Raw genomic sequence first — 22,936 nt, forward strand, 5'->3', positions numbered from 1 at the left:
ATGATTTATGGCTTTACAGCTTTATTGCTTTGAAATGCTTGACAAAGCTGAGAAAGGACAGAATACTATGCCTATTACAGAATTGCTCGAAAGAAATGCTGAATTATACGGCAGTGACGTCGCTCTCGTGGAGGTAAACCCCGAGATAACCGAGGTTCGCCGCAAGACATGGAAGGAGTACGAGCTCATCGAGCCGAACCCCGAGTGCCGCTACCGCCGCGAGATAACATGGAAAGTCTTTGACGAAAAGGCAAACCGCTTTGCGAATATGCTTCTTGCGAGAGGCGTACAGAAGGGCGACAAGGTCGGCATACTGCTGATGAACTGCCTTGAGTGGCTACCGATATACTTCGGCATTCTCAAGACGGGAGCCCTCGCAGTACCGCTCAACTTCCGCTATACAGCCGACGAAATAAAGTACTGCCTCGACCTTGCCGAGGTCGACATCCTCATGTTCGGCCCCGAGTTCATCGGACGCGTAGAGGAGATAGCCGAGGACATCAGCAAAAACCGCCTCCTCTTCTATGTAGGCGAGGGCTGTCCCTCGTTCGCCGAGCACTACGACAGCAACGTTGCCAATTCATCGAGTGAGTCACCGAATATCAAACTCACCGACGACGACGACGCAGCAATATACTTCTCCTCGGGCACAACAGGCTTCCCGAAGGCTATCCTTCACAAGCACCGCAGCCTCGTACACTCCGCCAAGTGCGAGCAGAACCACCACGGTCAGACCCGTGACGACGTGTTCCTCTGCATACCTCCGCTCTACCACACGGGCGCGAAGATGCACTGGTTCGGCAGCCTCCAGTCGGGCAGCAAGGCAGTCCTGCTGAAAGGCGTAAAGCCGAAGTCGATAATCGAGACGGTGTCGAACGAGCTCTGCACTATCGTATGGCTGCTCGTACCGTGGGCGCAGGATATCCTCGATGCCATCGACCGCGGTGAAATAGACCTTTCACAGTACGAGCTCTCCCAGTGGAGGCTCATGCACATCGGCGCACAGCCTGTCCCCCCGTCGCTCATCGCGCGCTGGAAGGAGCACTTCCCGAATCACCAGTACGACACCAACTACGGCCTCAGCGAGTCCATCGGCCCAGGCTGCGTACACCTCGGCGTAGAGAACATCCACAAGGTAGGCGCTATCGGCAAGGCAGGCTACGGCTGGGAGGTCAAGATAGCCGACGAGAACGGCAATGCCGTCGAGCGCGGACAGGTCGGCGAGCTCTATGTCAAGGGCCCGGGCGTTATGACCTGCTACTACCGCGACGAGAAGGCGACCGCCGAAACTCTCAAGGACGGCTGGCTGCTTACGGGCGATATGGCACAGGAGGACGAAGACGGCTTCATCTACCTCGTTGACCGCAAGAAAGACGTTATCATCAGCGGCGGCGAGAACCTCTACCCCGTACAGATAGAGGACTTCCTCCGTGCGCACCCCGCAGTCAAGGACGTGGCTGTCATCGGACTGCCCGACAAGCGCCTCGGAGAGATAGCGGCAGCGATAATCTCGGTCAAGGAGGGCGTAGACTGCTCCGTAGACGAGATAAACGCATTCTGCCAGAAAATGCCGCGCTATAAGAGACCGCATAAGATAATCTTCGCAGACGTTCCGAGAAATCCCACAGGCAAGATAGAAAAACCGAAGCTCCGCGAGATATACTGCGGCGAGAGCCTCGTTGCCAAGCAGATAAAGAACTGACGTAATGGTGCAGGTGGATAACACATCTGCACCATTTTGATCAGCTGCGGGCGATGCAGGCATCTCCCGTGTCGGATCTATCAATTATTGAAAGGAATATCACTATGGAAAACATCGAAAAGGTAAGGGAATTATTCGCAAAGGACCGCTTTGCCACGGAAAACGGCATGGTAATCGACGAGATAGGCGACCACAGCGCAGTATGCAGCCTTGAGCTTGCCGAGCGCCATCTCAATGCCATGGGCAACGTAATGGGCGGAGTCCACTACACACTCGCGGACTTTGCATTTGCCGTAGCCTCCAACTGGCAGCAGCCAGGCGTAGTCGGCATAAATAACAGCATAGCCTACCTCTCCCCTATCAAGGGAAAGAAGCTCATCGCAAAGGCGACAATGATAAAGGACGGCAGGAGCACCTGCGTATACAATGTAGACATCACCGACGAGCTCGGCACAAAGGTAGCAAACGTGCAGTGCATGGGATTTCACGTGAAATGAGACGTAGGGGCGCCCTTCGGGCGTCCGCATATTCATAATTACGACGGACTGCCAAAGGCAGCCCCTACACCATAACAATGCATAGCACCATTCTCTGCGTTCCGCAAACAAAAATCCCGCCAATCCCGACAAATATCGCAAAAACCATTGACATTTTCCGACAAAGGGTATATAATTACAGTCGCGTGAGAATTTCAACAGGAGTGCGATTTATGGAACAAAAAGAAATATACCTCAGCAAGCTTGCCTCGCAGAAGGAACTGTACGCCGAAGCTGCCAAGAAGCTCGGTGCCGCGAGCATTGCGGACGCAGACGAGCTGCGCGGACTGCTCAACTCCGTCAGTGACGACATAAAATACATGATATACGAGTCGAACGAGGACATCATCAACGACTCTGTACGCGAGATAATAGGCATATTCACCGAGGCAGAGAAGAATAATCCCCACATCTCAATGGAGGTCATCGAGGATGAATTTCTCAACCTCATCGACTCCGAGGCGCGCATCACATCGGAATCGAAGCCGCGCAGCCTTGTCCACCGCGACGGTGAGCTCCACCCCGCGGTACATATATGGATAATCAAGCGCAAAGATATGGGCATATACGTGCTGCTGCAAAAGCGCTCGCACGAGAAGCGCATAGCTCCCGACTGCTACGACGTATCCGCAGCAGGTCACGTAGGACAGGGCGAGGAATTCCGCAGCACAGCAGTCCGCGAGACAGCAGAGGAGCTCGGACTGAAGATACACGGCAGCCACCTTGAGCTGATAGGGCTGATGAAGAACTGCTACACAGCCGAGGGCATCAAGGACAACGAGCTGAGGGCTGTATATCTCTGCCGCGAGGACGTTGACGTGGACAGGCTGGTATTGCAGTCATCTGAGGTCTCGGACGTATGCTGGGCGGAGATAGACGAGCTGCTTGCGGTAATGGACGAAGGAGAGTTCAAGCACTGCATCTCCCTCGACGAACTGGCACTGATAAAAAAGGCTGTTTTCTGAGAAAAAATCAGCGGAAGGGATCTGGAACGTTCCACTTATCCCTTCCGCTTTTTATTTTTACAGCACGCCAAGTCCGTCGAGCAGCAGCTTCACGCCAATGAGTACAAGTACGGCTCCGCCCGCAAATTCAGCCTTTTTCTCGTATTTGCTCCCGAAGCGGTTGCCGATGGCTACACCGATGAGGCTCGTGACAAATGTAATGACTGCGATGACGGTCACGGAGCTGATAACAGGCGTTTTCTGCGCCGCGAACACGACTCCGACCGCGAGCGCGTCAATGCTCGTAGCTATCGCGAGCACGAAGAGCTCGCCGATATTGAGCTTGTACTCGGTCTGAGCCTCCTCGTCGTCTCCGCCGTGAAAGACCTCGAATATCATCTTGCCGCCGATGAAGCCGAGCAGAATGAACGCTACCCAATGGCTGTAGCGGCTGATAAACTCCTCGAAGCGGCTTCCGAGGAAGTAGCCGATGAGCGGCATGCCTCCCTGAAATACGCCGAAAAACAGGGCAGTCAGGAAGGCTCCCTTATAGTCTATCTTCTTCATGCTCAGTCCCTTACAGACCGAGACGGAGAAGGCGTCCATAGCAAGTCCGAGCGAAAGAAGTACAAGTTCAGTCCAAGTCATAAAATTACCTCACAAAACAAAAAATCGGGCACTCGCGTACCCGAACCAGATAAACTCAGGTACAGCAAAAAAGCCATACATGAGTCTCATTATTTAAGACAAAACCGGACCGTTAAAGCGGTCAGTGTGTCGGCTTGTCACGCGTTGCCGCGCTAACTACTCCCTCATATCACAACACTTATTATACAATTTATTCGGCTTCAAGTCAATAAATTACAGTTTGTACATTATAACTCAAAGCACATATGTGAAGATATAGTCGTCCATGACATATCCGCCGCCGATATCGGTCACGACAGAGTCGGTCAATACGAATCCCGCTTTTTTGTAAACAGCCACAGCGTGGTCGTTATGCTTGTTGACGGTAAGGTAGACGGAGCTCTTTCCGTGCTTTCTTGCCTCCTCGAAGACGCGTTCAAGCATGAGCCGAGCTATCCCCTGCCCGCGCTTGTCGACACGGAGGTACAGCTTGCTGAGGAAGAAGCGGTCGTCGTGCTCGGGCTTTACAGCGATATACCCGCAAAGGTCGTCATCGTCGTAAACAGCGAGGTAAGTGTACGCCTGCTCCTCCACCTGACGTATCATCGCTTCGAGCGACTGAAACTTTTCCACCATATAGTCTATCTGTCCCTCACTAATGATGTCAACAAAGCATTCATGCCATATCTCGTCGGCAAGCTCCGCAACTCTGCGAAGCTCGGGCAGATACTTTACCTTTTTTATCTCAACCGCCATACTTCCTCCTTTATCGCTTTTCACGCGGGCGGATGGTATCCGCCCCTACAAGGGACGTCGAGGACGCCGTCCCCTACAAATCACCGTGAAAACGGAACTATGTAGGGGCTGGCGTCCCCGACAGCCCGTTTATGATATTGAAATTATTCCTCGTCGGGCATATCCCAGTTATGGTAAACGTTCTGAACGTCGTCGTTGTCCTCGAGGTGCTCGAGCAGGAGGTTCATCTTCTTGATGTGGTCCTCGTCAGTGAGCGTGGTATAAGTTGCGGGCACCATTTCAGCCTCCGCAGAGAGCACGTTATAGCCCTTTGCGGTAAGTGCCTCTCTGACTGCGGATACATTCTCGGGAGCGCACTCTATCTCAACGCTCTCCTCGGAGATGTCGAAATCGTCGCCGCCGCACTCGAAAACATCCTCCATAACAGCGTCCTCATCGAGTCCCGTGTTCTCGAGGATAACGATGCCCTTCTTGGAGAACATGAACGATACACAGCCCGTAGTACCGAGGTTTCCGCCGAACTTGTCGAAGTAGTGGCGTACATCGCCCGCTGTACGGTTCTTATTGTCGGTGAGGCACTCAACGATAACAGCAACGCCGTTGGGACCGTATCCCTCGTATGTGAGGTTCTCGTAGTTGTTCTTATCCTCGCCGCCCGCAGCCTTCTTGATGACGCGGTCGATGTTGTCGTTGGGGACATTGTTAGCCTTAGCCTTTGCGATAAGGTCGCGGAGCTTGGCATTGTTGGCAGGGTCGGGACCGCCCTCGCGGACAACGACGGTGATCTCTCTGCCTATCTTAGTGAAGATCTTGCCCTTTGCGGCATCGGTAGCTTCCTTCTTGCGCTTGATATTGTTCCATTTTGAATGACCTGACATAGCTTTTCTCCTTTACTCTGAATAGATGTAATTCTCGTCGGTATCATGACGAAGCTTGTATAGGCGTGCGATCTTCTCATCGCGGTAATCGAGTATTGCGACTATCCCCGCGCCTGCGATGAAGCCGAAGACAAATCCCCCGACAACTCCGAGGATAATGCCGCCGAGTTTGACCCCCTTCAGCATTCCCAACAGCCCCTTGATAAAGCTCATAGCCCTTACCTCCGTTCATTCATATATCTGCGGACACATCTGTACCCGCCATTATACTGTCAAACAGCTGATAGATACGTTCAGTCCTGCCGAGCAGGAAGAGGTAGCCGAAAAGGCACTCCACAGCTGTTGCGCGTCTGTATTCGACAGCGTCCGCGTGCTTGGGCACAGTATTTCCCGTAGCATTCCTGCCGCGTTTCAGCACAGCGAGCTCTCTCTCATCGAGGAGCTCCTCGAGCGTGCTGTACGCCTCCGACTGGAATTCCGCGCACACGAGCTTCACCTTTGCGGAGTGGAGCTTTGCCACTGGCATATTCGCGATACGCAGGAGATACTCCCTCACGAGCGTGTCATAGACGCTGTCTCCGAGAAACGCAAGGCTGAGCGGACTGTAGGTGTTCGCCTCGCGCTCTGTAAGCTTTTCATTTTCCATATTACTCAACAAAGTCAAACTCGAACCCTTCTATGCTGACGGTATCGCCTTCCTTAGCGCCCATTTCCTCGAGCTTGGCGATAATGCCGCTGTTGATGAGCACGCGCTGGAAATACTGTAGCGACGACCAGTCGTCGGGGTCTACGGTACGCATAACGGGCTGTATCCACGGCGCGTCCACGAAGAATACGCCGTCCTCCTCCGTTATCTCGAACTTCTTGTCCACGCCGAGCATCTCATCGAGCTCAGCCTGCGGAATGGGCTCAGCCTCATACTCCTTGATAGGCGGGAGTGTCTCGAGCACCTCCGCCACCTTCATTATCAGCTCGTGAGTACCCTGAGTAGTCGCGGCTGAGATACAGAAGAACGGAATACCCTTATCCTCGATGAAGCTGCGGAAATCGGCTATCTGCTCTTCGGTCGCCATATCGCACTTATTCGCGGCGACTATCTGCGGACGCTGAGCGAGCTCCTCGTTGAACTTCGCGAGTTCTGCGTTGATGATGTTGAAATCCTCCTTGGGGTCACGTCCCTCGATGCCCGAAACGTCCACGACATGAACGATAAGGCGGCATCTCTCGACGTGGCGGAGGAACTCATGACCGAGCCCTACTCCGTCGCCCGCGCCCTCGATGAGCCCGGGGATATCCGCCATAACGAAGGACTTCTCCTCCCCCGTCTTAACGACTCCGAGAACGGGCGTGAGGGTAGTGAAGTGATAGTTGGCTATCTTCGGCTTAGCAGCACTGACAACGGATATCAGCGTAGACTTGCCCACGTTCGGGAAGCCGACAAGACCGACATCTGCGAGGAGCTTCAGCTCGAGAGTTACCTCGAATTCCTCGCCGGGATAGCCGGGCTTTGCGAATTTTGGTATCTGGCGCGTTGACGTAGCAAAGTGGACATTTCCCTTGCCGCCGTTGCCGCCTCTTGCGAGCACCTTCGGCTCATCCGAGGACATATCCGCCATTATCCTGCCCGTATTAGCGTCCCTGATGACAGTACCCCTCGGCACCTTGACTATGAGCGGCGGAGCGCTCTTGCCCGTGCAGTTCCTGCCCGAGCCGTTCTCGCCTCTCTCAGCGACGTACTTGCGCTTATAGCGGAAGTCTATCAGTGTCGAGAAATTATCGTCGACCTGAAAGATAACGTCTCCGCCTCTGCCGCCGTCGCCGCCGTCGGGACCTCCCGCAGCCACATATTTCTCCCTGTGGAAGGATACGGCACCGTCGCCGCCGTCGCCTGCTTTGATCTTTATCCTTGCCTGATCAACGAACATTCTACGACCTCCTGTTGTTTTGAGCCTTTAGCCATTAGCTTGCGGTGTCCGCTTACGCGGACAAATCGAATAATTGAGCCGCCAACATCTCTCAGATACATCGGCGCAGCCGATACCATCAGCTAACGGCTAACGGCTTAAACCTAACGGCTCATTTTTTAAAAGAAAATCCCAAGCAAACGCTCGGGATTTATGACGCAATAGATTGTTACTGCTCTGTGTAAACAGAAACCTTCTTACGGTCACGACCGTAACGCTCGAACTTAACTCTTCCGCTTACAGTAGCGAACAGTGTATCATCAGAACCGATACCAACGCCCTCACCGGGATGGATGTGAGTACCTCTCTGACGAACGAGGATGTTACCGGCCTGAACGAACTGACCGTCAGCTCTCTTGACGCCGAGTCTCTTAGCCTCGGAATCACGACCGTTCTTTGTAGAACCAACGCCCTTCTTATGAGCGAAGAACTGAATGCTAACCTTGATCATTATTTTACACCTCCGAAAATGAGATCCTGATAGTATGCGGATACTCGCCGCGTATCATTTCGAGCTGCTGAACGAGCATATCCATAACAGCGTGGACTTTTTCATCGGGCATTTCTGCGATACAGAGCATAACGTTGTCCTCTGCGCCCGCCTCAGCCCTGATATGGAAGCCGTCGGTTATGATATTGGCTGCCAGCATACACGCCGACGTCACCGCAGCGCAGACGATATCCTGTCCGCTCTCCGCGAAGCCTGCGTGACCTGTTACACGGAATCCGCAAAATTGATTTTCTGACTGATAGAACTCAGCTTTGATCATGCGTTGATAGCTTCGATCTTTACCTGAGTATAGGGCTGTCTGTGACCCTGCTTCTTCTTCTCACCCTTCTTGGGCTTGTAAGTGAAAACAGTGATCTTCTTAGCCTTGCCGTTCTTGATAACGGTAGCCTTAACGGAAGCGCCGTCAACATAGGGAGTACCTACCTTGATGCCGTCATCAGCGCCGAGAGCAACGACCTTGTCGAAAGTAACGGTCTCGTCAGCCTCAACTGCGAGCTTCTCGATGAAGATAGTATCTCCCTCGTTTACCTGATACTGCTTTCCGCCTGTCTCAATAACTGCGTACATTCATTGGCACCTGCCTTTTCATAAAACTCGCTGTCACAGGCGCATATACATGACTTGAAGAGCCTGTTTACAAGCGGCAATAATATTTTATCACAACGCTTGCGGCTTGTCAAGTATTTTTTTGCAAAAAGCGGCAATTTTTCCATTCCCGCGACCATATGCGTGACTTCGCGGTAACACGGGCGGCATAATTACCGTTTTCAACAATTTCACCAGTTCATTTTTGTATGATTTAACAAAAATGTGCATTGATAATCTATATATACGACACTTGCGGCTGAAAGCCAAATATGATATAATTATAAAGGTATATTGTGTATGCCAATCTGAAATTGTGAGGAAAACTATGAACAGTAAGATACAAACGCTTGCAGATTCCATCGGCAAGGTCATCGTCGGCAAGGACGATACCGTTATAAGACTCATCGCCGCCCTTCTCTGCGAGGGTCACGTGCTCCTTGAGGACGTCCCGGGCGTCGGCAAGACGCAGATGATAACTGCGCTCTCGCGCTCTATCGGCGGCAAGTTCAACCGCATACAGCTCACCCCCGACGTAATGCCCTCCGACATCGCGGGCTTTACCATGCTCGACGGCAAATCGGGCGAATTCATCTACCGCGACGGCGCCGTAATGTGCAACTTTCTCCTCGCGGACGAGATAAACAGAGCCTCGCCGAAGGTACAGTCGGCGCTTCTCGAAGCAATGGAAGAGCGGCAGATATCCCTCGACGGCGAGACCCACAAGCTCCCTCAGCCCTTCCTCGTAATGGCTACACAGAACCCCGTCGAGACCTACGGCACGTTCCACCTCCCCGAGGCGCAGATGGACCGCTTCTTCATGAAGCTGTCGATGGGCTACCCCGTCCCCGAAGAGGAGATGAAAATTCTCGACCGCACCGAGCACCACAACCCTATAAACAACATCACCGAACCCGCAATGCACGTTGAAGACATCCTCACAATGCAGGAGGAGGTACGCAGTGTCCGCGTTTCCGAGCAGGTCAAGCGCTACATCGTAGACCTCGTCGGTACGACCCGTAACGACAGAAATGCGACGCTCGGCATCAGTCCCCGCGGAAGCATCGCGCTGTATAAAGCGGCAAAGGCATTCGCCTACATCTACGAGAGGGAGTATGTTACTCCCGATGACGTAAAGACCGCGGCAGTATCCGTGCTCGCGCACCGCGTCATACTCTCGCCGCAGGGCAAGAGCGAATTCGGCACGGGTGAGAGCTACATCAGACACATCATCGAAAACGCGCCTGTTCCCGCAATGTAAGCATTTATGGATAAAAACAAGAAAAAGCGAAAGGTCATCCTTTTCGAGCCGACAGCGGGCGACGCTTTCAAGACCGTCATAGCAATACTTTCGGTAGCCTTTCTCCTGTATATTTTCACCTTCTACATGGACGGCGAAATGGGCGTGATACTCATCGCATTCACCCTGTTCGCACCGCTGATATCGCTGTTCTTCGCCGTATACGCAAGAAAGCGCGTAAAGGTCAGCCTCAACTGCGACGGCTACGTCCAGAAGGTAAGCAAGCTTGAGGTGCGTGTCACCGTCGAGAAAACGGGACGCTTCCCGCTCGGGATAATCGAGATAACTCCCCGTGCGAGCGAAGTATTCGCACAGAGCGACAAAGTCTACCGCATATCGCTCGTCCGCGACAATAAGAGCTCATTCACATACACCGTTGACGCCGTAACGGGCGGAAACGGTGAGATAGCGCTTGAAACGGTATATTCGTGCGGCTTTCTCGGATTGGTCCGCTTAACGCTGACACAGGACCTCCCCGCCCCCGTAAGCGTCGGAGTTATCCCCGATATACCGCAGATAAAGGCATCCTCACAGCTCTTCCGCAGCATCGCTGACGTCGTTCTCACGAGCGACGAGGAGGAGGAGAACGACACTGCGCTGATGTTCTCGGCAAACACATCTCCTGGCTACGAGCACCGCGAATACGTTCACGGCGACCCGATGAAGCGCGTAAACTGGAAGCTGTCCTCGAAAAAGGATAAGCTCATGGTAAGGCTCGACGAAGCGGTAGCCTCAGTGCAGCCGATGATAGTTCTCGACCTGTACAGGAGCAGTTCCGCAAAGCCCGAGGAGGCTATCCTCGGCGAAGAGCAGATAATACGCTCGGTATTCGGACTTCTCTCCCTCCTTGTGAAGCAGGGCATCGCCTCAACGCTCATATACCGCAGCGCAGGCGGCGACGTCATCGCCGAGAGCGTAGATAACCCCGAATATCCCGAACAGCTCCTGCTGAAGGTGCTTGCCGTAAAGGTGACAACAGACGAACGTGTCGACCTCAAAATGTACGGCGGCTCTGTATGCGCCTGCGTCATCGCGTCCACCGACTGCGGAGCCGAGATAGAGACGATAGCCGAAGCCATAGATGACAGGGACAACGTCAGCCTGATAGGCATATCGCCGACAAGCCGCAATCTCACGACTTTCCCGATGTGGTACCTCGACGGCGACAATAACTTTAAGTTGGTATAAAAAATGACTGATACTGCAAACAAGAGCAGCGGGCTCAGAGCCTTCCTCACAAGGACGCTCGCAGACCCCGTACTGCTGTATACAGTGCTGCTGATAATGTCGATAATGCACCACTACCGAAGCAGCCGCGCACTTGCCTACGGTTTGGCAGCCTATCTGATAGGCTGGGTGGTTTTCCGCATATTCGACTTTGTCTACAAGCACCATATAATCGGCTTTTTCGCCTGTATCATACTGTATTATATCTCCGCAAGGTCAGCCTACGCCTGTATGGATAAAGGTTCCGAGAACTACCCCATCTCATGGGGGCTGTGGTTCTTCACCCCGCAGAACGCGCTGAGATACAACAAATGGTACACGTTAGCCATATTCATATTATTCCTCATATTCATGCTGTCTGTCGTGTATTATTTCACGCGGGTGCGGTACAGGATATTCATGAATTTCCTGATATTCATCATCCCGTTCACCATATACGGCAAGGAATACGAGAAAATGCCGATAGGCTACATCATCGCCCTCGCCGTAGGCTACGTGCTGATGATGGTAATGTTCAGACAGCTCCGCGAATCCGAGAAGGATGTCTTCGTCAACAGGGGCGAGGCATGGAAGTCCGTCGCAGTATTCACAGTGCTTTTCGCCCTGTTCTCGACGCTGTTCCCGAAGCCCGTCGTACACGAGGACAGGACTATTCTCGAAACTCTCATCAATGCCGACGCACTGACCGACCGTCTCAACCAGATGCTTGATGTATTCCGTGATACATCGACAGGCGAGCAGTTCCGAACACGCCAGAGCGACGTCATACACTACATCGTCGAGGCTGACGATGCGATGAGACTGAAAACCGCGACCTTCAGCACCTACGACTTCAAAAGGGACGAGTGGAAGGCAAGCGATATCGACACCTACTACCGCACATACACCGACCCGAGCTTCGACATCAACTTCAACGCCGAAACTGCGGACGCCGTGTTCTTCGCCGCAAAGCTCGACTACGACTTTGCTAAGAAATACGGTCTTGTAGCATATGCAGGCAAAAAGCTCGAATACCCCCAAAAGAAAAAGGCAGTCATTTTCCCGCGCTACGGCGTGATGAACGGCGCCGAGACCATCCCCGTACCGCAGGGAGCTACCGCCCTGACCGAGTCCGACTACAAAAACAAGATCGCTCTCAGCCGTGCAGGTGCGGTGTTCACAGTAGACGATCAATACTACACGAACGAGACCTTTACATTCGAGTACATCCCGAACACCGCCTTCCCCGACAGCAACAAGGAACTCATTCAGGTGCTCGCAGACAGGGACGATTACAGCCTTATGCTCAAGGATGCCTACGATGCCCTGGACATATGGCGCCCCAACGAAGAGACAAAGCACTACCGCAGCGTCATCAACTTTAACGAAGCATTCTACGATTCCTATACCGAGCTCCTGCTCGACTACGGAAACGACGAAAAGATATACGAACTCGCACAGCAGATAACAGCGGGCTGCGAAACGGAGTACGACAAGGCGAAGGAGATAGAGTGGTACTTCATCTCCAACGGCTTCAAGTACGACCTTGACTATCAGAAAGCTCAGGGCGAAAACGTCCACGACTTCCTCTTCAGAACAAAAACAGGGGTCTGCGTCGAATACGCCACAGCAATGGTAATGCTGTCCCGTGCGGCAGGCATACCCGCGCGCTACTGCGAGGGCTACCTGATGCAGAACGAGATAGAAGATGCAGACGTAAAGAGCTACCGCGTAACGGCAAACGACGGCCATGCCTTCCCCGAGCTCTACATCAAGGGCTACGGCTGGATGACCTTTGAGCCGACGATGTCCAACATGATAAACAGCACCGCCAATAAAACGACAAAGGTGTCAACTACGGATATGCTCAAAAAGGCGGGCTTCGTGATGCTCGTGATATCTGCGGGAATGCTGCTCCTGCTCGTAGTTATGCCGTATCTGACGCATAAGCTCTTCATGCTCATAAACAGGAAGCGCGAGCCCGACAAGGCAGTCGCAGCAGTGATGCACCGCCTCTGCAAGCTCTACGGGATAGACGCGACCAATACCGCAGGAGAGGCAGCACAGCTCATAGCCGAGACCTCGGGCGCGGATATATCAGCCGTAAAGGAGCTCTTCAGCAAGTCCGCATACGGCAGCATCCCCATGAGCGAAGCCGACAGAGACAAGGCAATGGCAGACTATCTTGCCGCATACGAAGCACTTAAAGAAAGCAAAAGGAAGAAGCGCAGAATCAAAATATCCCCTCATGGAGGTAATTGAAAATGCATGAAAAAATAGCCAAAAGGCTCATCGGTACGGCAGCAGCCGCAGTCGTCGCGGTCAGCACGCTGACAGCGGCGCTCCCGTCGCAGGCTGCCTACAAGCAGGAGGAATACCTCACGTGGAGCCAGCTCGACGAGCGCTGGGGCGCCACTCCCATGGACTCTACGACCGTAAGGAGCTCGGGCTGCCTCATCACGTCGCTGGCAATAATGATAATGGACTCGGGCTCGCTCGACGCCACCGCGATGAAGAATCTCGGCATAGAAAAGGCGGAGGACTTCAATCCAGGCGTGCTCGCAAAGGGCTATACGAGCATCGGCGGCTTCGGCTCGGGCGGCTATATCAAGAGCTGGCTCGATATACAGAAGCTCGTCCCCAAGGTAAAATGGGGCTACGACCAGAATCTCAAAAGCGTTGAGAATAAGATAGAAAAGACCGAACTCGACGCATCTGGCAATGAAGTCAAAAAGCTCGTTCCCGACAAGGCAAAGGTAGCTGCGGAGGTACAGACTCTGCTCGAACAGGGCTGGTACATAATCGCCCGCGTCAACACCGCATACGGTGGCTGGCACTGGGTATACATACGCGGAGTTGACGGAGAAGATATCTATATGTCCGACCCCGCAAACACCAATCCCCTGCTATATGAGGTCTACCCCGACGGCTTGCAGGGTGAATACTGGGCGCTGAAGGGAGCCAACTCCCCCGAGACCGAATACGTCCCGCCCGAGCAGTTCGAGCCCTACGTCAACATTGAAGTCGTAACGCCGCCCAAGACAGTGTACGCATACGGTGAGGAGCTCGACCTCAGCGGCTGCATGATAAAGCGCAGCGGCAAGGATATGCTGGGCAAAGAATGGGAGGAGGAGCCTGTCCTGCTGACCGAGGCTGAAAACGTCAGCTACTCTTCCTACTTCTTCGACCCGAATTATGCGGGCGACTATCAGCTCGACATCTACACCGATACCCCCTACGCCTACGGCAACACCTCGGTCACTCTTACCGTATCACAGCCCGTCGGCGAATATTACCTACAAAGCGGCAGCAAGACGCAGGTATACACCTCAGAGCTCGGTGAGAAACAGCTGATGACCCTCAGCTCGGGCGAAACGGTGAACGTCACGGAATGCCGCGGAAAGCTCGGACATATCGAATCCAAGGACTTCACAGGCTGGGTCGACGTATCAAAGATGACAAAGAACGACAGCACCTCCGTGCATGACAAAGGCGATATCGACGGCGACGGCTCTGCCGATAAATACGATCTGGCAAAGCTGAGCGTATACCTCAAAAGGAAGAGCGAGCTCCCCGAGTGCATATCCACGCTCACCGACGCCGAGCGTAAAGCTGCCGACATGAACGGTGACGGAGCGCTCGACGAAGCAGACTTCATCGCTCTGCTCACGGCTATACAGAATTAAGGAGGATTTTCCTGAATGGAATGGACCGAAGTAAACATCTACACCACCGCTGACGGTATCGAGCTCCTGTGCTCAAAGCTCACGGATATCGGTATCAAGGGCTTTGTGATAAAGGACTCCGAGGATTTCAAGGAGTTTCTCGAGAACAAGAACGGCCAGTGGGACTACATCGACGACGACCTAATGGGGCTTGCCGACTGCGAGACCTGCATCACGGTATATCTCCCGCAGAACGAGCAGGGAGCAGATATGCTCCACTCGGTAAGAGCCATGCTCGCGGAGATGAAGTCCGCAGACGCCGACGGCACTTACGGACGCCTTGAAGCCGAGCTCGCAAGCATCCGCGAGGAGGACTGGGCAAACAACTGGAAGCAGTATTTCAAGCCTCTGAAGGTCGGTGATACACTCGTCATCAAGCCCTCATGGGAGGAATACGACGACGCAGGCGAACGCGTCATACTCGAGATAGACCCCGCCTCCAGCTTCGGAACGGGTCAGCACCACACAACGCGCCTGTGCCTTGAGATACTCGAGGGCTGCGTCAAGGAGGGCGACAGGATACTCGACCTCGGCTGCGGAAGCGGCATACTCTCTATCGCAGCTCTGCTTCTCGGAGCAGAGAACGCCGTAGCAGTCGACATAGAGGAGAACGCCGCCGCGACCGCAAAGGAGAACGCGATAAAGAACCATATCCCCGAGGAGGACTACAAGACCTATTTCGGCAACATCCTCACGGATGAGAAGCTTGCCGCCGAGATAGACGGTGAGTACGACATAATCACCGCAAATATAGTTGCCGACGTGCTCATCGCGATGAAGGACTACTTCTGGCGCTACCTGAAAGACGGCGGCTACCTCATCGTCTCGGGAATAATCGAAGAGCGCATGGAGGAGGTGCTGACTGCAATAGAGCAGTGCGGCTTTACACGACTCGGCGTAAACATCAAGGAGGGCTGGGCAGCAGCTCAGTTCGCAAAATAACCCCAATAGCATATTTCAGACCGTCGGTCTGTGAGAATATGAAAACATCAACGCTATAATTAAGGAGAATGATAACAGTGGCTTTATTCAAGAAGAAAAACAAGGGAAACGAAGAAGCAGCGGCAGCAGTAGCCGAGCAGGGCTTCGACTATCAGGCAGCCGCCCTCGAGGCGCTCAACGCCAAGCTCAACGGCACCCTCTATGACGGCTGTATCATCATGCCGAGAGGCATAACGATAGATGTCAAGATAGGCAAGAAGGAAGAGCGCGAGAACATCAAGAGCGTGCAGTTCATGTTCCTCGTATCGAGCGACAGCTTCGACGAGCCCATCATCGACCCCATTGACGCGCACGGTCCCTCCGACCAGGAGGTCGTAAATATGGCAGTGGAGATATTCTACGGCGGGCTCTGGCACCCTATCGACCAGTCCCTCTTCAAGAAGAACCCCGTTCACGTACCCGTGACCTTCCTCGGACAGCACTACGACTTCGATATGTACGCACACTCGATCGTGCGTATCGGCGTAGAGCACAACAACGACCCCAAAATGCTCATAGCATACATCGCTAACGAGATCCCGAAGTATCTCGGCTCCAAGAAGTATTACTGGATAAGGATATTCCTTGCAAAGCAGGGCGACAGACAGATAGTTGAGGCACGCGTGAACGGCTCCGTGTGCTACGAGCTCGCAAAGCCGCTCAAGGAGTATGTTGACTCGTGGGAGAAGACCGACTCATTCAGATGTGAGAAGCAGTTTGCAATCTTCGTAAACCGCGCAGAAGACGAGTGCCCCTTCAAGAAGGAACAGGTCGTAGAGGGAGCAAAATTCGCTCTTGAAAGAATGGTTAAGATCTCGAATCCCGAAGAATATCAGGCATTCTGCAAGGACCTTGACGAATTCACGGGCAATAAGGACATGGCAACAGAGCTGAGGATATTCATACCCGAGATATTCGCGAAGCTCACGCTCGGCTACGAGGAAGGCGACAGCCTCTTCCTGCTGACAGGCGACCCCAACAGTGAGGAGGGCGGCAACCGCCTTGAATTCCGCAAGACCCAGCTCCGCTCCTACTTCTATATCCAGCAGACGATCCTCGAGTACTTAGGAACAAGACCGCCGCAGGAGGACGTACAGCGCATCGTATTCAACAGCGTAGCGTTCAGGGAACTCCGCAAGGCTAAGGAACAGGGTCACGAGCCCAAGGACCTCTACGTCCCCGGAACAGCCTACAGAATAGGCAATCCCGATTACAAGGTTTGGTAATAATACGAAAAGGCGGACACTGTCCGCCTTTTTCATTGAGAGTGAATGTAGGGGACGGCGTCCTCGACGTCCCGCAAATATACGAATGGCATACGCGGGCGACGGAACGTCTCCCCTACAAAAAACGGCTCCCGAAGGGGAGCCCACTTTGGCGGTTTCGCAGGATACCGAATATGTACCGTAAATTTACGGCTCGGTAGCCCACAAATTCCGCTAAGGGAAGCACTCCCAACGGGAGCCGTTCTGCTTTTATTATTTCTCGAAGGGACCGAAAGTATCAACGAACCACTGGTTCATATCGGTCTCTGTACCGCCTGTAGAGAGGTAAGCGTAATAGCTCAGGGTCGAGGAGGCGTCCTTAGCGTCGATCTTGCCGTCGTGGTTGATATCGCCGAAAGCGATGATACCGTTTACGGCGGTGTCGTTGTACTTCTCAAGGTAGTTGAGCGTGAACGAATACTGACCGTAGGAATCAGCCTTGTCATTCCTGCTTACAGCGAGAGTATACTTGCCCTCTTTGAGAATGAGAGCGTTTTTCTTGGTTATCTTGCTGTCCTTTGCATCGTTCTTCTGATAAGTGCCGTGCTTGATGAGGTCGTCCTGATTGTCGTAGAGCGACCAGTCAGCAGCGTCGAGAGCACCCTCGAAATCAAAGGTCACTCTGCCCTCTTTTTCGAGGCTGAATGTGAAATAGTCAATGTAGTCGTTATTGGATATCTGAGCGTTGTACTTTGTTTCAAGCTCTATTTCGGCAGCATCGCCGATAGCGTTGTTGCTGCCGTCGCCGGGAACGTTGAGTTTGCAGGGAGTTGCTGTCAGCTTTATATCATAGCTCGGTGTCCAAATAAGGGCGCTTTCGGAATAGAGACGAAGATAATATGTTCCTGCTTTTAGGTAATAGGTCTTATTCATCGAAGCATCGCGGATAACGCCGTTCCCAGAAGAGTCCAGAACCTTATTGTCATCAGCCTCGTCAATGAGCTGATACTGATAGTTGTCCTGATTAGCTATCACCATATTTATCTTGGTGGGTTCTGTCAGAGTGAAAGTGTACCAGTCGTTGTCGCCGCCTAAAAGTTCGCCAGAAGCGACCTTGCCAAGCTTTATCTCGTCGGCAGTGAACATTGTGTTTCCTGTTATATCTTTGTCCTCAGCAAAAGCCGTGATACCGCTAAAAGGAAGTGCCGAAACTGCGAGTGCCGCAGCAAGAACTACTGCGATACCTCCCCCGATTTTGTTAAGCTTCATAACTATTTCCCTCCAAATTTCAAAAAATTATGTCTCTTACTTCTTTATCATGTTAGCAACTTCGTCAGCAAGGTTATCTTCCTTCTTCTCGATACCCTCGCCGCGCTCATAGCGGATAACGTCAGTAACCTTGATAGAGCCGCCGAGCTTCTTAGCCTCTGCATCAACATAGCCCTGAACGGAGAGCTTGTCATCCTTTACGAAAGCCTGCTCGAGGAGGCAGTTCTCTGTGTAGAACTTGCCAACCTTGCCCTCAACGATCTTAGCACGAACCTGCTCGGGCTTGGAAGCCATCTTGGGATCCTCAGCCATCTGAGCCATCATGATCTCCTTCTCCTTCTCGATCACCTCAGCAGGGACCTGCTCGCGGTTGAGATAAGGAGCATTGAGAGCAGCCGACTGCATAGCTACGTCCTTACCGATAGGAGCTACCGCATCAGCAGCGAGGTCAGTGTCCATTTTAACGAGAACGCCGATGCTGCCGCCGTTGTGGATATAGGAAGCGAGCTTGCCCTCGAGTCTTACGAAACGACGGATAACGATGTTCTCACGGATCTTCATGCCTGCGAGTTCTGTAAGAGCCTCGCCTACAGTGCCTGTGCCGCCGCTGATGGGCATCTCTTTGAGAGCCTCAACGTCAGCGGGGTTCTTCTCGATGATAGTATTTGCAACGTTAGCAACGAAGTTTCTGATATCGTCTGTGTTAGCAGCGAAGTCAGTCTCGGTGTTTACCTCGAGGAGCACGCCTGTCTCGCCCTTGACAACAGCAGCAACGACGCCCTCTGCAGCAGCTCTGCCGCTCTTCTTAGCCTGAGTAGCGAGACCTTTTTCTCTGAGGAACTCGATAGCCTTGTCCATATCGCCGTCGTTCTCTTCGAGAGCCTTCTTGCAGTCCATCATACCAACGCCTGTGGACTTCATAAGTTCCTTTATTTCTGCAACAGATACCTTACCCATTGTTAAATCCTCCTAAAATATAAAAATATAAATGTAGGGGACGGCATCCTCGACGTCCCAGAGCTGCGGGTTGTCGGGGACGCCAACCCCTACGTTTCAGTTCTTAAATGTTAATGACAGATTACTCTGCGTCAGCCTCAGCAGCAGCTTCCTCAGCGGGAGCCTCAGCCTGCTCGGCAGCGTCGCCGCCCTGTCTGCCCTCGATGATAGCGTTGGCAACAGTACCTGCGATAAGCTTAACAGCGCGGATAGCGTCATCGTTACCGGGGATAACGTAGTCAACTTCATCAGGATCGCAGTTAGTATCAACGATAGCAACTATCGGGATACCGAGCTTCTTAGCCTCAGCAACAGCGATCTTCTCCTTGCGGGGATCAACGATAAAGAGAGCTGCGGGGAGCTTCTTCATAGTCTTGATACCGCCGAGGAACTTCTCGAGCTTCTCTATTTCGAGGTTGAGCTTAACAACTTCCTTCTTGGGGAGGAGGTTGAAAGTGCCGTCCTCTTCCATGGTGTGGAGCTGCTCAAGTCTCTTTATACGTGTCTGGATTGTCTTGAAGTTTGTGAGCATACCGCCGAGCCAACGGGCATTAACGTAGTGAGCGCCTGCACGTGTAGCCTCTTCCTTAACGGAATCGCCGGCCTGCTTCTTAGTACCTACGAAGAGAACTTCGCCGCCCTCAGCGGAGAGGTCGCGAACGAAGAGATAAGCTTCTTCAAGCTTCTTTACAGTCTTCTGAAGGTCGATGATGTAGATACCGTTTCTCTCTGTGAAGATGTACGGTGCCATTTTGGGGTTCCAGCGTCTTGTCTGGTGTCCGAAGTGAACACCAGCCTCAAGGAGCTGCTTCATTGAAACTACTGACATTGTGTAGTCCTCCTTAAAATTGGTTAATATTAATCCTCCGCAGAGCTTGGCTCACAGGCAACGGCAGGTCTGCCGCACCAACCCATGAAAGCGTCCGCGTGCGAATTGCTTTAATATTATATCACATTCCGTAATTTTCCGCAAGAGCGCGTCAATTTTTATTCAAACAAACTTTTTAGTCTGTTTCCGCGTATATTTGTATGATATGTCAAATTGCTGCATCTGACGAGTATAGTCTCCGTACCGACCACCTCTATTGCCGAGCACGGTATCTCAATATCCTCGCCTCTCGGCAGCAGCCCGAACAGCCTGCCCGAGCCGAAGATGACGAGAGCCGTGACCTCCGAGGTATCGGTGTCGAAGCGGATATCGTCGATGTAACCGAGCCTCTCGCCCGTACCGAGGTCGATGACCTCCTTCGAGCGCAGCTCCTCAAGACTGCAAAGCATAGAAAAACACCTCCGCACTATCATATGCGGAGGCGCAAGTCCCGTATTTCTATGTTACGTATCATTCCTCGTCGTCATCGTCTTTTTTTCTGAAAAGCGCCGCAACGATCGTGACCGCTGCAACAGCGACAGCAATGCCCGCCACGATGAGGAGCTTCTGTGCGGGGAAGTTATCGCCCGTTGCGGGGACCGCAAGCAAAAGTGCCGATATCAAATCCATATTGTTTTCCTCCTTTTCCACCATCGACCGATAGTCTGTCTGATTCAGGACTATTTTATCACACAATGAAAAAAAAGTCAACAGCCGCCGCAAGCAAAGAAACATCTCATATTCTCCCGAGCATTTCCGCGGCAGCAGCAGCAGCAGCTATACCGACCGCAGCAGCCGCTCTCGCGACCGTGATACAGGTTCTGAGCTGCCGTTCGCAGGTTCTTCCCTCCGAGAGCATATCGAGCAGAGCCCCGCCGTCGAGTCCGCTGAACGGCAAAAGGTTGAACACACCCGCCGCGAGGCTCAGCCGAGCCGTTCCCGTGCAGCAGTGCAGAGCCGTCAGGAGCAGATACAGCAGCAGATTCACCGCAGGTCCGCTCAACAGCACAGCCGCTCCCCTGCTCACATCCGCTGCGGGAGCTGCGACCATTCTTATCCCGAAGAAGCTCAGCTCCACGCGGCGCAGCTCACCGCCCGTGAGTCTCAGCGCAGCGATATGCCCGAACTCGTGCAGCAAACATACCGCGTAGAATGAGAGTATCATTTCCCCGCCGCAGAAAAGGAACAGCAGAGCATTGAACAGCAGGAAGGAAAAACCGACCCTTAACCTCGTCATTAGTCCAGCATTTCCGTCAGGAGTTCGAGGGGGTTCCGAAAGAGTTCGTCCGCGCTCCCCGAGAGTTCACGTATACGCGCAAAGAGCTCGCCTGATACATCGGGGCGGAAAATGTTAGTTATCAGCAGAGCAGCGGCGACCAGCATACACACTGCCGCCTGCATCGCGATGATATCGTCCGCATGACCCTCGCGTCTGCGTCTGGAGCTCTCCTCCGCGAGCATTTCGGTGTCGTCCTCGGCGGGGAGGGCGGGATGGTCGTCAATGACCGTAGGGATAATGTACGTCTCGTCCATTTTCAAGCCTCCTTTTCATAATAATCATACTGCGAAAAAAGCGAAAACAGAACCCGCATCCCGCGCCCGCACAAATTAAAAGAATAAAATATATCTTCTGCTGCTTGACAGCCACCATCCCGTATGCTATAATTAAGTACTGTAATGTATATTGGCACTACTGTCTAAAGGAACTGATGGGCTGCACGATTATACAGAAATAAACCATGGAGGTGAAAATCGTGAAAGAGGGAATCCATCCTACAATGTACAAGACCACAATTACCTGCCACTGCGGTAATGTGATCGAGACAATGTCCACAAAGGAGAACATCAAGGTCGAGATCTGCTCTAAGTGCCATCCGTTCTACACAGGCAAGCAGAAGCTTGTTGACACAGGCGGACGCGTTGACAGATTCAAGAAGCGTTTCAATCTCGATAAGTAATCAAAGAGCCGCTCAAACGAGCGGCTTTTTTGCTCGGAGCCCGCGCTGGCAGCTTCGCGATGTTATTCCCGCAGAAACGGCAGTCTTTTTCACCGCGAGCCATACTTGTCAGCACATTCACATAAAAAACGGATCTGCTGATTCACGTCCATACGCCGAACGCCCGACCGCACGGAGGTGCATAATGAACTACCTGACGATATCCGCTCCCGCCGAAGCCTCGTTCGTGGAGAAGAAGTCCGAATTCATCGGATACATCGCTCCCGTGAAGAACGGCGACGAAGCAGTTGAATTCATAAACAAGATAAAGTCGATGCACCGCAAGGCGCGCCACAACGTCTACGCCTACATTGTGCGTCAGGACAATATTTCCCGATATTCCGACGACGGCGAGCCGCAGGGCACAGCGGGCGTCCCCGTCCTCGACGTACTGCAAAAGCGCGGACTCACGGACGTGTGCATAGTCGTGACCCGCTACTTCGGCGGCATACTGCTCGGCGGCGGAGGTCTCGTGCGTGCATACTCCCACGCGGCGGCACTCGCCTGCGACGCGGCACAGCTCATGGATATGAGGCTCTGCCACAGGCTGAGGATAACAGCGGATTACGGGCTGTACGGCAAGATAAGCTATATCCTGCCGAGCTTTGACACGATAACGGAGAACTCCGACTTCGGCAGCGAAGTCACGCTTGAAATACTGGTGCTGTCGGAGAAGCTCGCCGCACTGACCGAAGAACTGACCGAGGTCACCAACGGAGCCGCTAAAATAGAGGATCTGGGCGAGCTCTACGGAGATTTTTCCTCGGTGAAAAAAATTTTCTGAAAAATTTAAAGGGATTTTCACGTTTCTGGAGTATAAGTATTATAAAGACTAATTATGTAGGGGCGCATTCCGTGCGCCCGATAAATACCGACAAACTGGCGG

Annotated in this window: 27 protein-coding genes; 11 read left to right on the forward strand and 16 right to left on the reverse strand. The window is 52.9% G+C overall.

What is annotated here, in order from left to right; genetic code table 11:
- Positions 1–67: 67 nt before the first annotated feature.
- The 3 genes from BMX22_RS04345 to BMX22_RS04355 all read left to right on the forward strand — a co-directional run bounded on the left by BMX22_RS04345 (position 68) and on the right by BMX22_RS04355 (position 3,203).
- The gene (locus tag BMX22_RS04345) at positions 68–1,702 is read left to right on the forward strand and encodes a class I adenylate-forming enzyme family protein (protein WP_074741000.1); all 1,635 of its coding nucleotides are present in this window, start codon (positions 68–70) and stop codon (positions 1,700–1,702) included.
- A gap of 104 nt (positions 1,703–1,806) precedes the next feature.
- Positions 1,807–2,199, forward strand: coding sequence for a PaaI family thioesterase (locus tag BMX22_RS04350; RefSeq protein ID WP_074741002.1), 393 nt, complete (start codon positions 1,807–1,809; stop codon positions 2,197–2,199).
- 212 nt (positions 2,200–2,411) lie between these two features.
- Positions 2,412–3,203 carry an NUDIX hydrolase gene (locus BMX22_RS04355; protein WP_074741004.1) on the forward strand — a complete coding sequence of 264 codons (792 nt, stop codon included), beginning with the start codon at positions 2,412–2,414 and terminating at the stop codon, positions 3,201–3,203.
- A 57-nt stretch (positions 3,204–3,260) separates the two neighbouring features.
- Here the strand turns inward: BMX22_RS04355 and BMX22_RS04360 are convergent, their stop codons facing one another.
- From BMX22_RS04360 to rplU, 9 genes are all read right to left on the reverse strand, one after another.
- A complete protein-coding gene (locus BMX22_RS04360; RefSeq protein WP_074741006.1) occupies positions 3,261–3,830 on the reverse strand; it encodes a manganese efflux pump MntP family protein in 570 nt (189 codons plus the stop codon).
- A 234-nt stretch (positions 3,831–4,064) separates the two neighbouring features.
- The gene (locus tag BMX22_RS04365; RefSeq protein ID WP_074741008.1) at positions 4,065–4,565 is read right to left on the reverse strand and encodes a GNAT family N-acetyltransferase; all 501 of its coding nucleotides are present in this window, start codon (positions 4,563–4,565) and stop codon (positions 4,065–4,067) included.
- 143 nt (positions 4,566–4,708) lie between these two features.
- Positions 4,709–5,443 (reverse strand): YebC/PmpR family DNA-binding transcriptional regulator, encoded by a 735-nt coding sequence (locus tag BMX22_RS04370; protein WP_074741010.1) that lies wholly within the window; start codon positions 5,441–5,443, stop codon positions 4,709–4,711.
- 12 nt (positions 5,444–5,455) lie between these two features.
- Positions 5,456–5,656, reverse strand: a complete 201-nt coding sequence (locus BMX22_RS04375; RefSeq protein WP_074741012.1) for a hypothetical protein — start codon at positions 5,654–5,656, stop codon at positions 5,456–5,458.
- Positions 5,657–5,675: 19 nt separating this feature from the next.
- The gene (locus BMX22_RS04380) at positions 5,676–6,089 is read right to left on the reverse strand and encodes a ribonuclease III domain-containing protein (RefSeq protein ID WP_074741014.1); all 414 of its coding nucleotides are present in this window, start codon (positions 6,087–6,089) and stop codon (positions 5,676–5,678) included.
- A 1-nt stretch (position 6,090) separates the two neighbouring features.
- The gene (gene obgE / locus BMX22_RS04385; protein WP_074741016.1) at positions 6,091–7,368 is read right to left on the reverse strand and encodes a GTPase ObgE; all 1,278 of its coding nucleotides are present in this window, start codon (positions 7,366–7,368) and stop codon (positions 6,091–6,093) included.
- A gap of 208 nt (positions 7,369–7,576) precedes the next feature.
- On the reverse strand, positions 7,577–7,858 hold the full coding sequence (rpmA, locus tag BMX22_RS04390; protein ID WP_031562180.1) for a 50S ribosomal protein L27: 282 nt from the start codon (positions 7,856–7,858) through the stop codon (positions 7,577–7,579).
- 4 nt (positions 7,859–7,862) lie between these two features.
- Positions 7,863–8,177: a ribosomal-processing cysteine protease Prp gene (locus tag BMX22_RS04395; protein ID WP_074741018.1), complete on the reverse strand. Its 315-nt coding sequence runs from the start codon at positions 8,175–8,177 to the stop codon at positions 7,863–7,865.
- Complete coding sequence (gene rplU, locus BMX22_RS04400) at positions 8,174–8,485, reverse strand: 50S ribosomal protein L21 (protein ID WP_074741020.1); 312 nt, start codon at positions 8,483–8,485, stop codon at positions 8,174–8,176. The genes BMX22_RS04395 and rplU overlap by 4 nt, the downstream gene beginning before the upstream one ends.
- Before the next feature lie 346 nt (positions 8,486–8,831).
- Between rplU and BMX22_RS04405 the strand changes: the two genes are divergently transcribed.
- The 6 genes from BMX22_RS04405 (at position 8,832) to BMX22_RS04430 (ending at position 16,941) form a co-directional block, all read left to right on the forward strand.
- On the forward strand, positions 8,832–9,764 hold the full coding sequence (locus BMX22_RS04405) for an AAA family ATPase (RefSeq protein ID WP_074741022.1): 933 nt from the start codon (positions 8,832–8,834) through the stop codon (positions 9,762–9,764).
- A gap of 6 nt (positions 9,765–9,770) precedes the next feature.
- A complete protein-coding gene (locus BMX22_RS04410; RefSeq protein ID WP_074741023.1) occupies positions 9,771–10,991 on the forward strand; it encodes a DUF58 domain-containing protein in 1,221 nt (406 codons plus the stop codon).
- 3 nt (positions 10,992–10,994) lie between these two features.
- Complete coding sequence (locus tag BMX22_RS04415; RefSeq protein ID WP_074741025.1) at positions 10,995–13,271, forward strand: transglutaminase-like domain-containing protein; 2,277 nt, start codon at positions 10,995–10,997, stop codon at positions 13,269–13,271.
- 2 nt (positions 13,272–13,273) lie between these two features.
- Complete coding sequence (locus tag BMX22_RS04420) at positions 13,274–14,695, forward strand: dockerin type I repeat-containing protein (protein ID WP_074741027.1); 1,422 nt, start codon at positions 13,274–13,276, stop codon at positions 14,693–14,695.
- Positions 14,696–14,710: 15 nt separating this feature from the next.
- Entirely contained in the window at positions 14,711–15,676 is a 966-nt protein-coding gene (gene prmA, locus BMX22_RS04425; protein WP_074741029.1) for a 50S ribosomal protein L11 methyltransferase, read from the forward strand.
- A 68-nt stretch (positions 15,677–15,744) separates the two neighbouring features.
- Positions 15,745–16,941: a DUF6348 family protein gene (locus BMX22_RS04430; RefSeq protein ID WP_318259676.1), complete on the forward strand. Its 1,197-nt coding sequence runs from the start codon at positions 15,745–15,747 to the stop codon at positions 16,939–16,941.
- A gap of 252 nt (positions 16,942–17,193) precedes the next feature.
- Here the strand turns inward: BMX22_RS04430 and BMX22_RS04435 are convergent, their stop codons facing one another.
- The 7 genes from BMX22_RS04435 to BMX22_RS04460 form a co-directional block, all read right to left on the reverse strand.
- On the reverse strand, positions 17,194–18,189 hold the full coding sequence (locus tag BMX22_RS04435; protein WP_074741033.1) for a hypothetical protein: 996 nt from the start codon (positions 18,187–18,189) through the stop codon (positions 17,194–17,196).
- Between the two features lie 36 nt (positions 18,190–18,225).
- Positions 18,226–19,146, reverse strand: a complete 921-nt coding sequence (gene tsf, locus BMX22_RS04440; RefSeq protein ID WP_074741035.1) for a translation elongation factor Ts — start codon at positions 19,144–19,146, stop codon at positions 18,226–18,228.
- 121 nt (positions 19,147–19,267) lie between these two features.
- Positions 19,268–20,014, reverse strand: coding sequence for a 30S ribosomal protein S2 (gene rpsB, locus BMX22_RS04445; protein WP_074741037.1), 747 nt, complete (start codon positions 20,012–20,014; stop codon positions 19,268–19,270).
- A 158-nt stretch (positions 20,015–20,172) separates the two neighbouring features.
- Complete coding sequence (locus BMX22_RS04450) at positions 20,173–20,463, reverse strand: YlmC/YmxH family sporulation protein (protein WP_074741039.1); 291 nt, start codon at positions 20,461–20,463, stop codon at positions 20,173–20,175.
- 61 nt (positions 20,464–20,524) lie between these two features.
- Positions 20,525–20,683, reverse strand: coding sequence for a hypothetical protein (locus tag BMX22_RS16345; protein WP_177172969.1), 159 nt, complete (start codon positions 20,681–20,683; stop codon positions 20,525–20,527).
- A 106-nt stretch (positions 20,684–20,789) separates the two neighbouring features.
- The gene (locus BMX22_RS04455; protein ID WP_074741041.1) at positions 20,790–21,290 is read right to left on the reverse strand and encodes a hypothetical protein; all 501 of its coding nucleotides are present in this window, start codon (positions 21,288–21,290) and stop codon (positions 20,790–20,792) included.
- Positions 21,290–21,586: a hypothetical protein gene (locus BMX22_RS04460; protein ID WP_074741043.1), complete on the reverse strand. Its 297-nt coding sequence runs from the start codon at positions 21,584–21,586 to the stop codon at positions 21,290–21,292. The genes BMX22_RS04455 and BMX22_RS04460 overlap by 1 nt, the downstream gene beginning before the upstream one ends.
- 221 nt (positions 21,587–21,807) lie before the next feature.
- Here BMX22_RS04460 and rpmE point away from each other — a divergent pair, with 221 nt between their 5' ends.
- Together rpmE and BMX22_RS04470 are read left to right on the forward strand one after the other, a co-directional pair.
- Positions 21,808–22,011: a 50S ribosomal protein L31 gene (gene rpmE / locus BMX22_RS04465; protein WP_031559612.1), complete on the forward strand. Its 204-nt coding sequence runs from the start codon at positions 21,808–21,810 to the stop codon at positions 22,009–22,011.
- 184 nt (positions 22,012–22,195) lie between these two features.
- On the forward strand, positions 22,196–22,834 hold the full coding sequence (locus BMX22_RS04470) for a YigZ family protein (protein ID WP_074741045.1): 639 nt from the start codon (positions 22,196–22,198) through the stop codon (positions 22,832–22,834).
- Positions 22,835–22,936 lie beyond the last annotated feature (102 nt).

Source organism: Ruminococcus sp. YRD2003, assembly GCA_900109435.1.
GTDB classification, from domain to species: domain Bacteria; phylum Bacillota; class Clostridia; order Oscillospirales; family Ruminococcaceae; genus Ruminococcus; species Ruminococcus flavefaciens_G.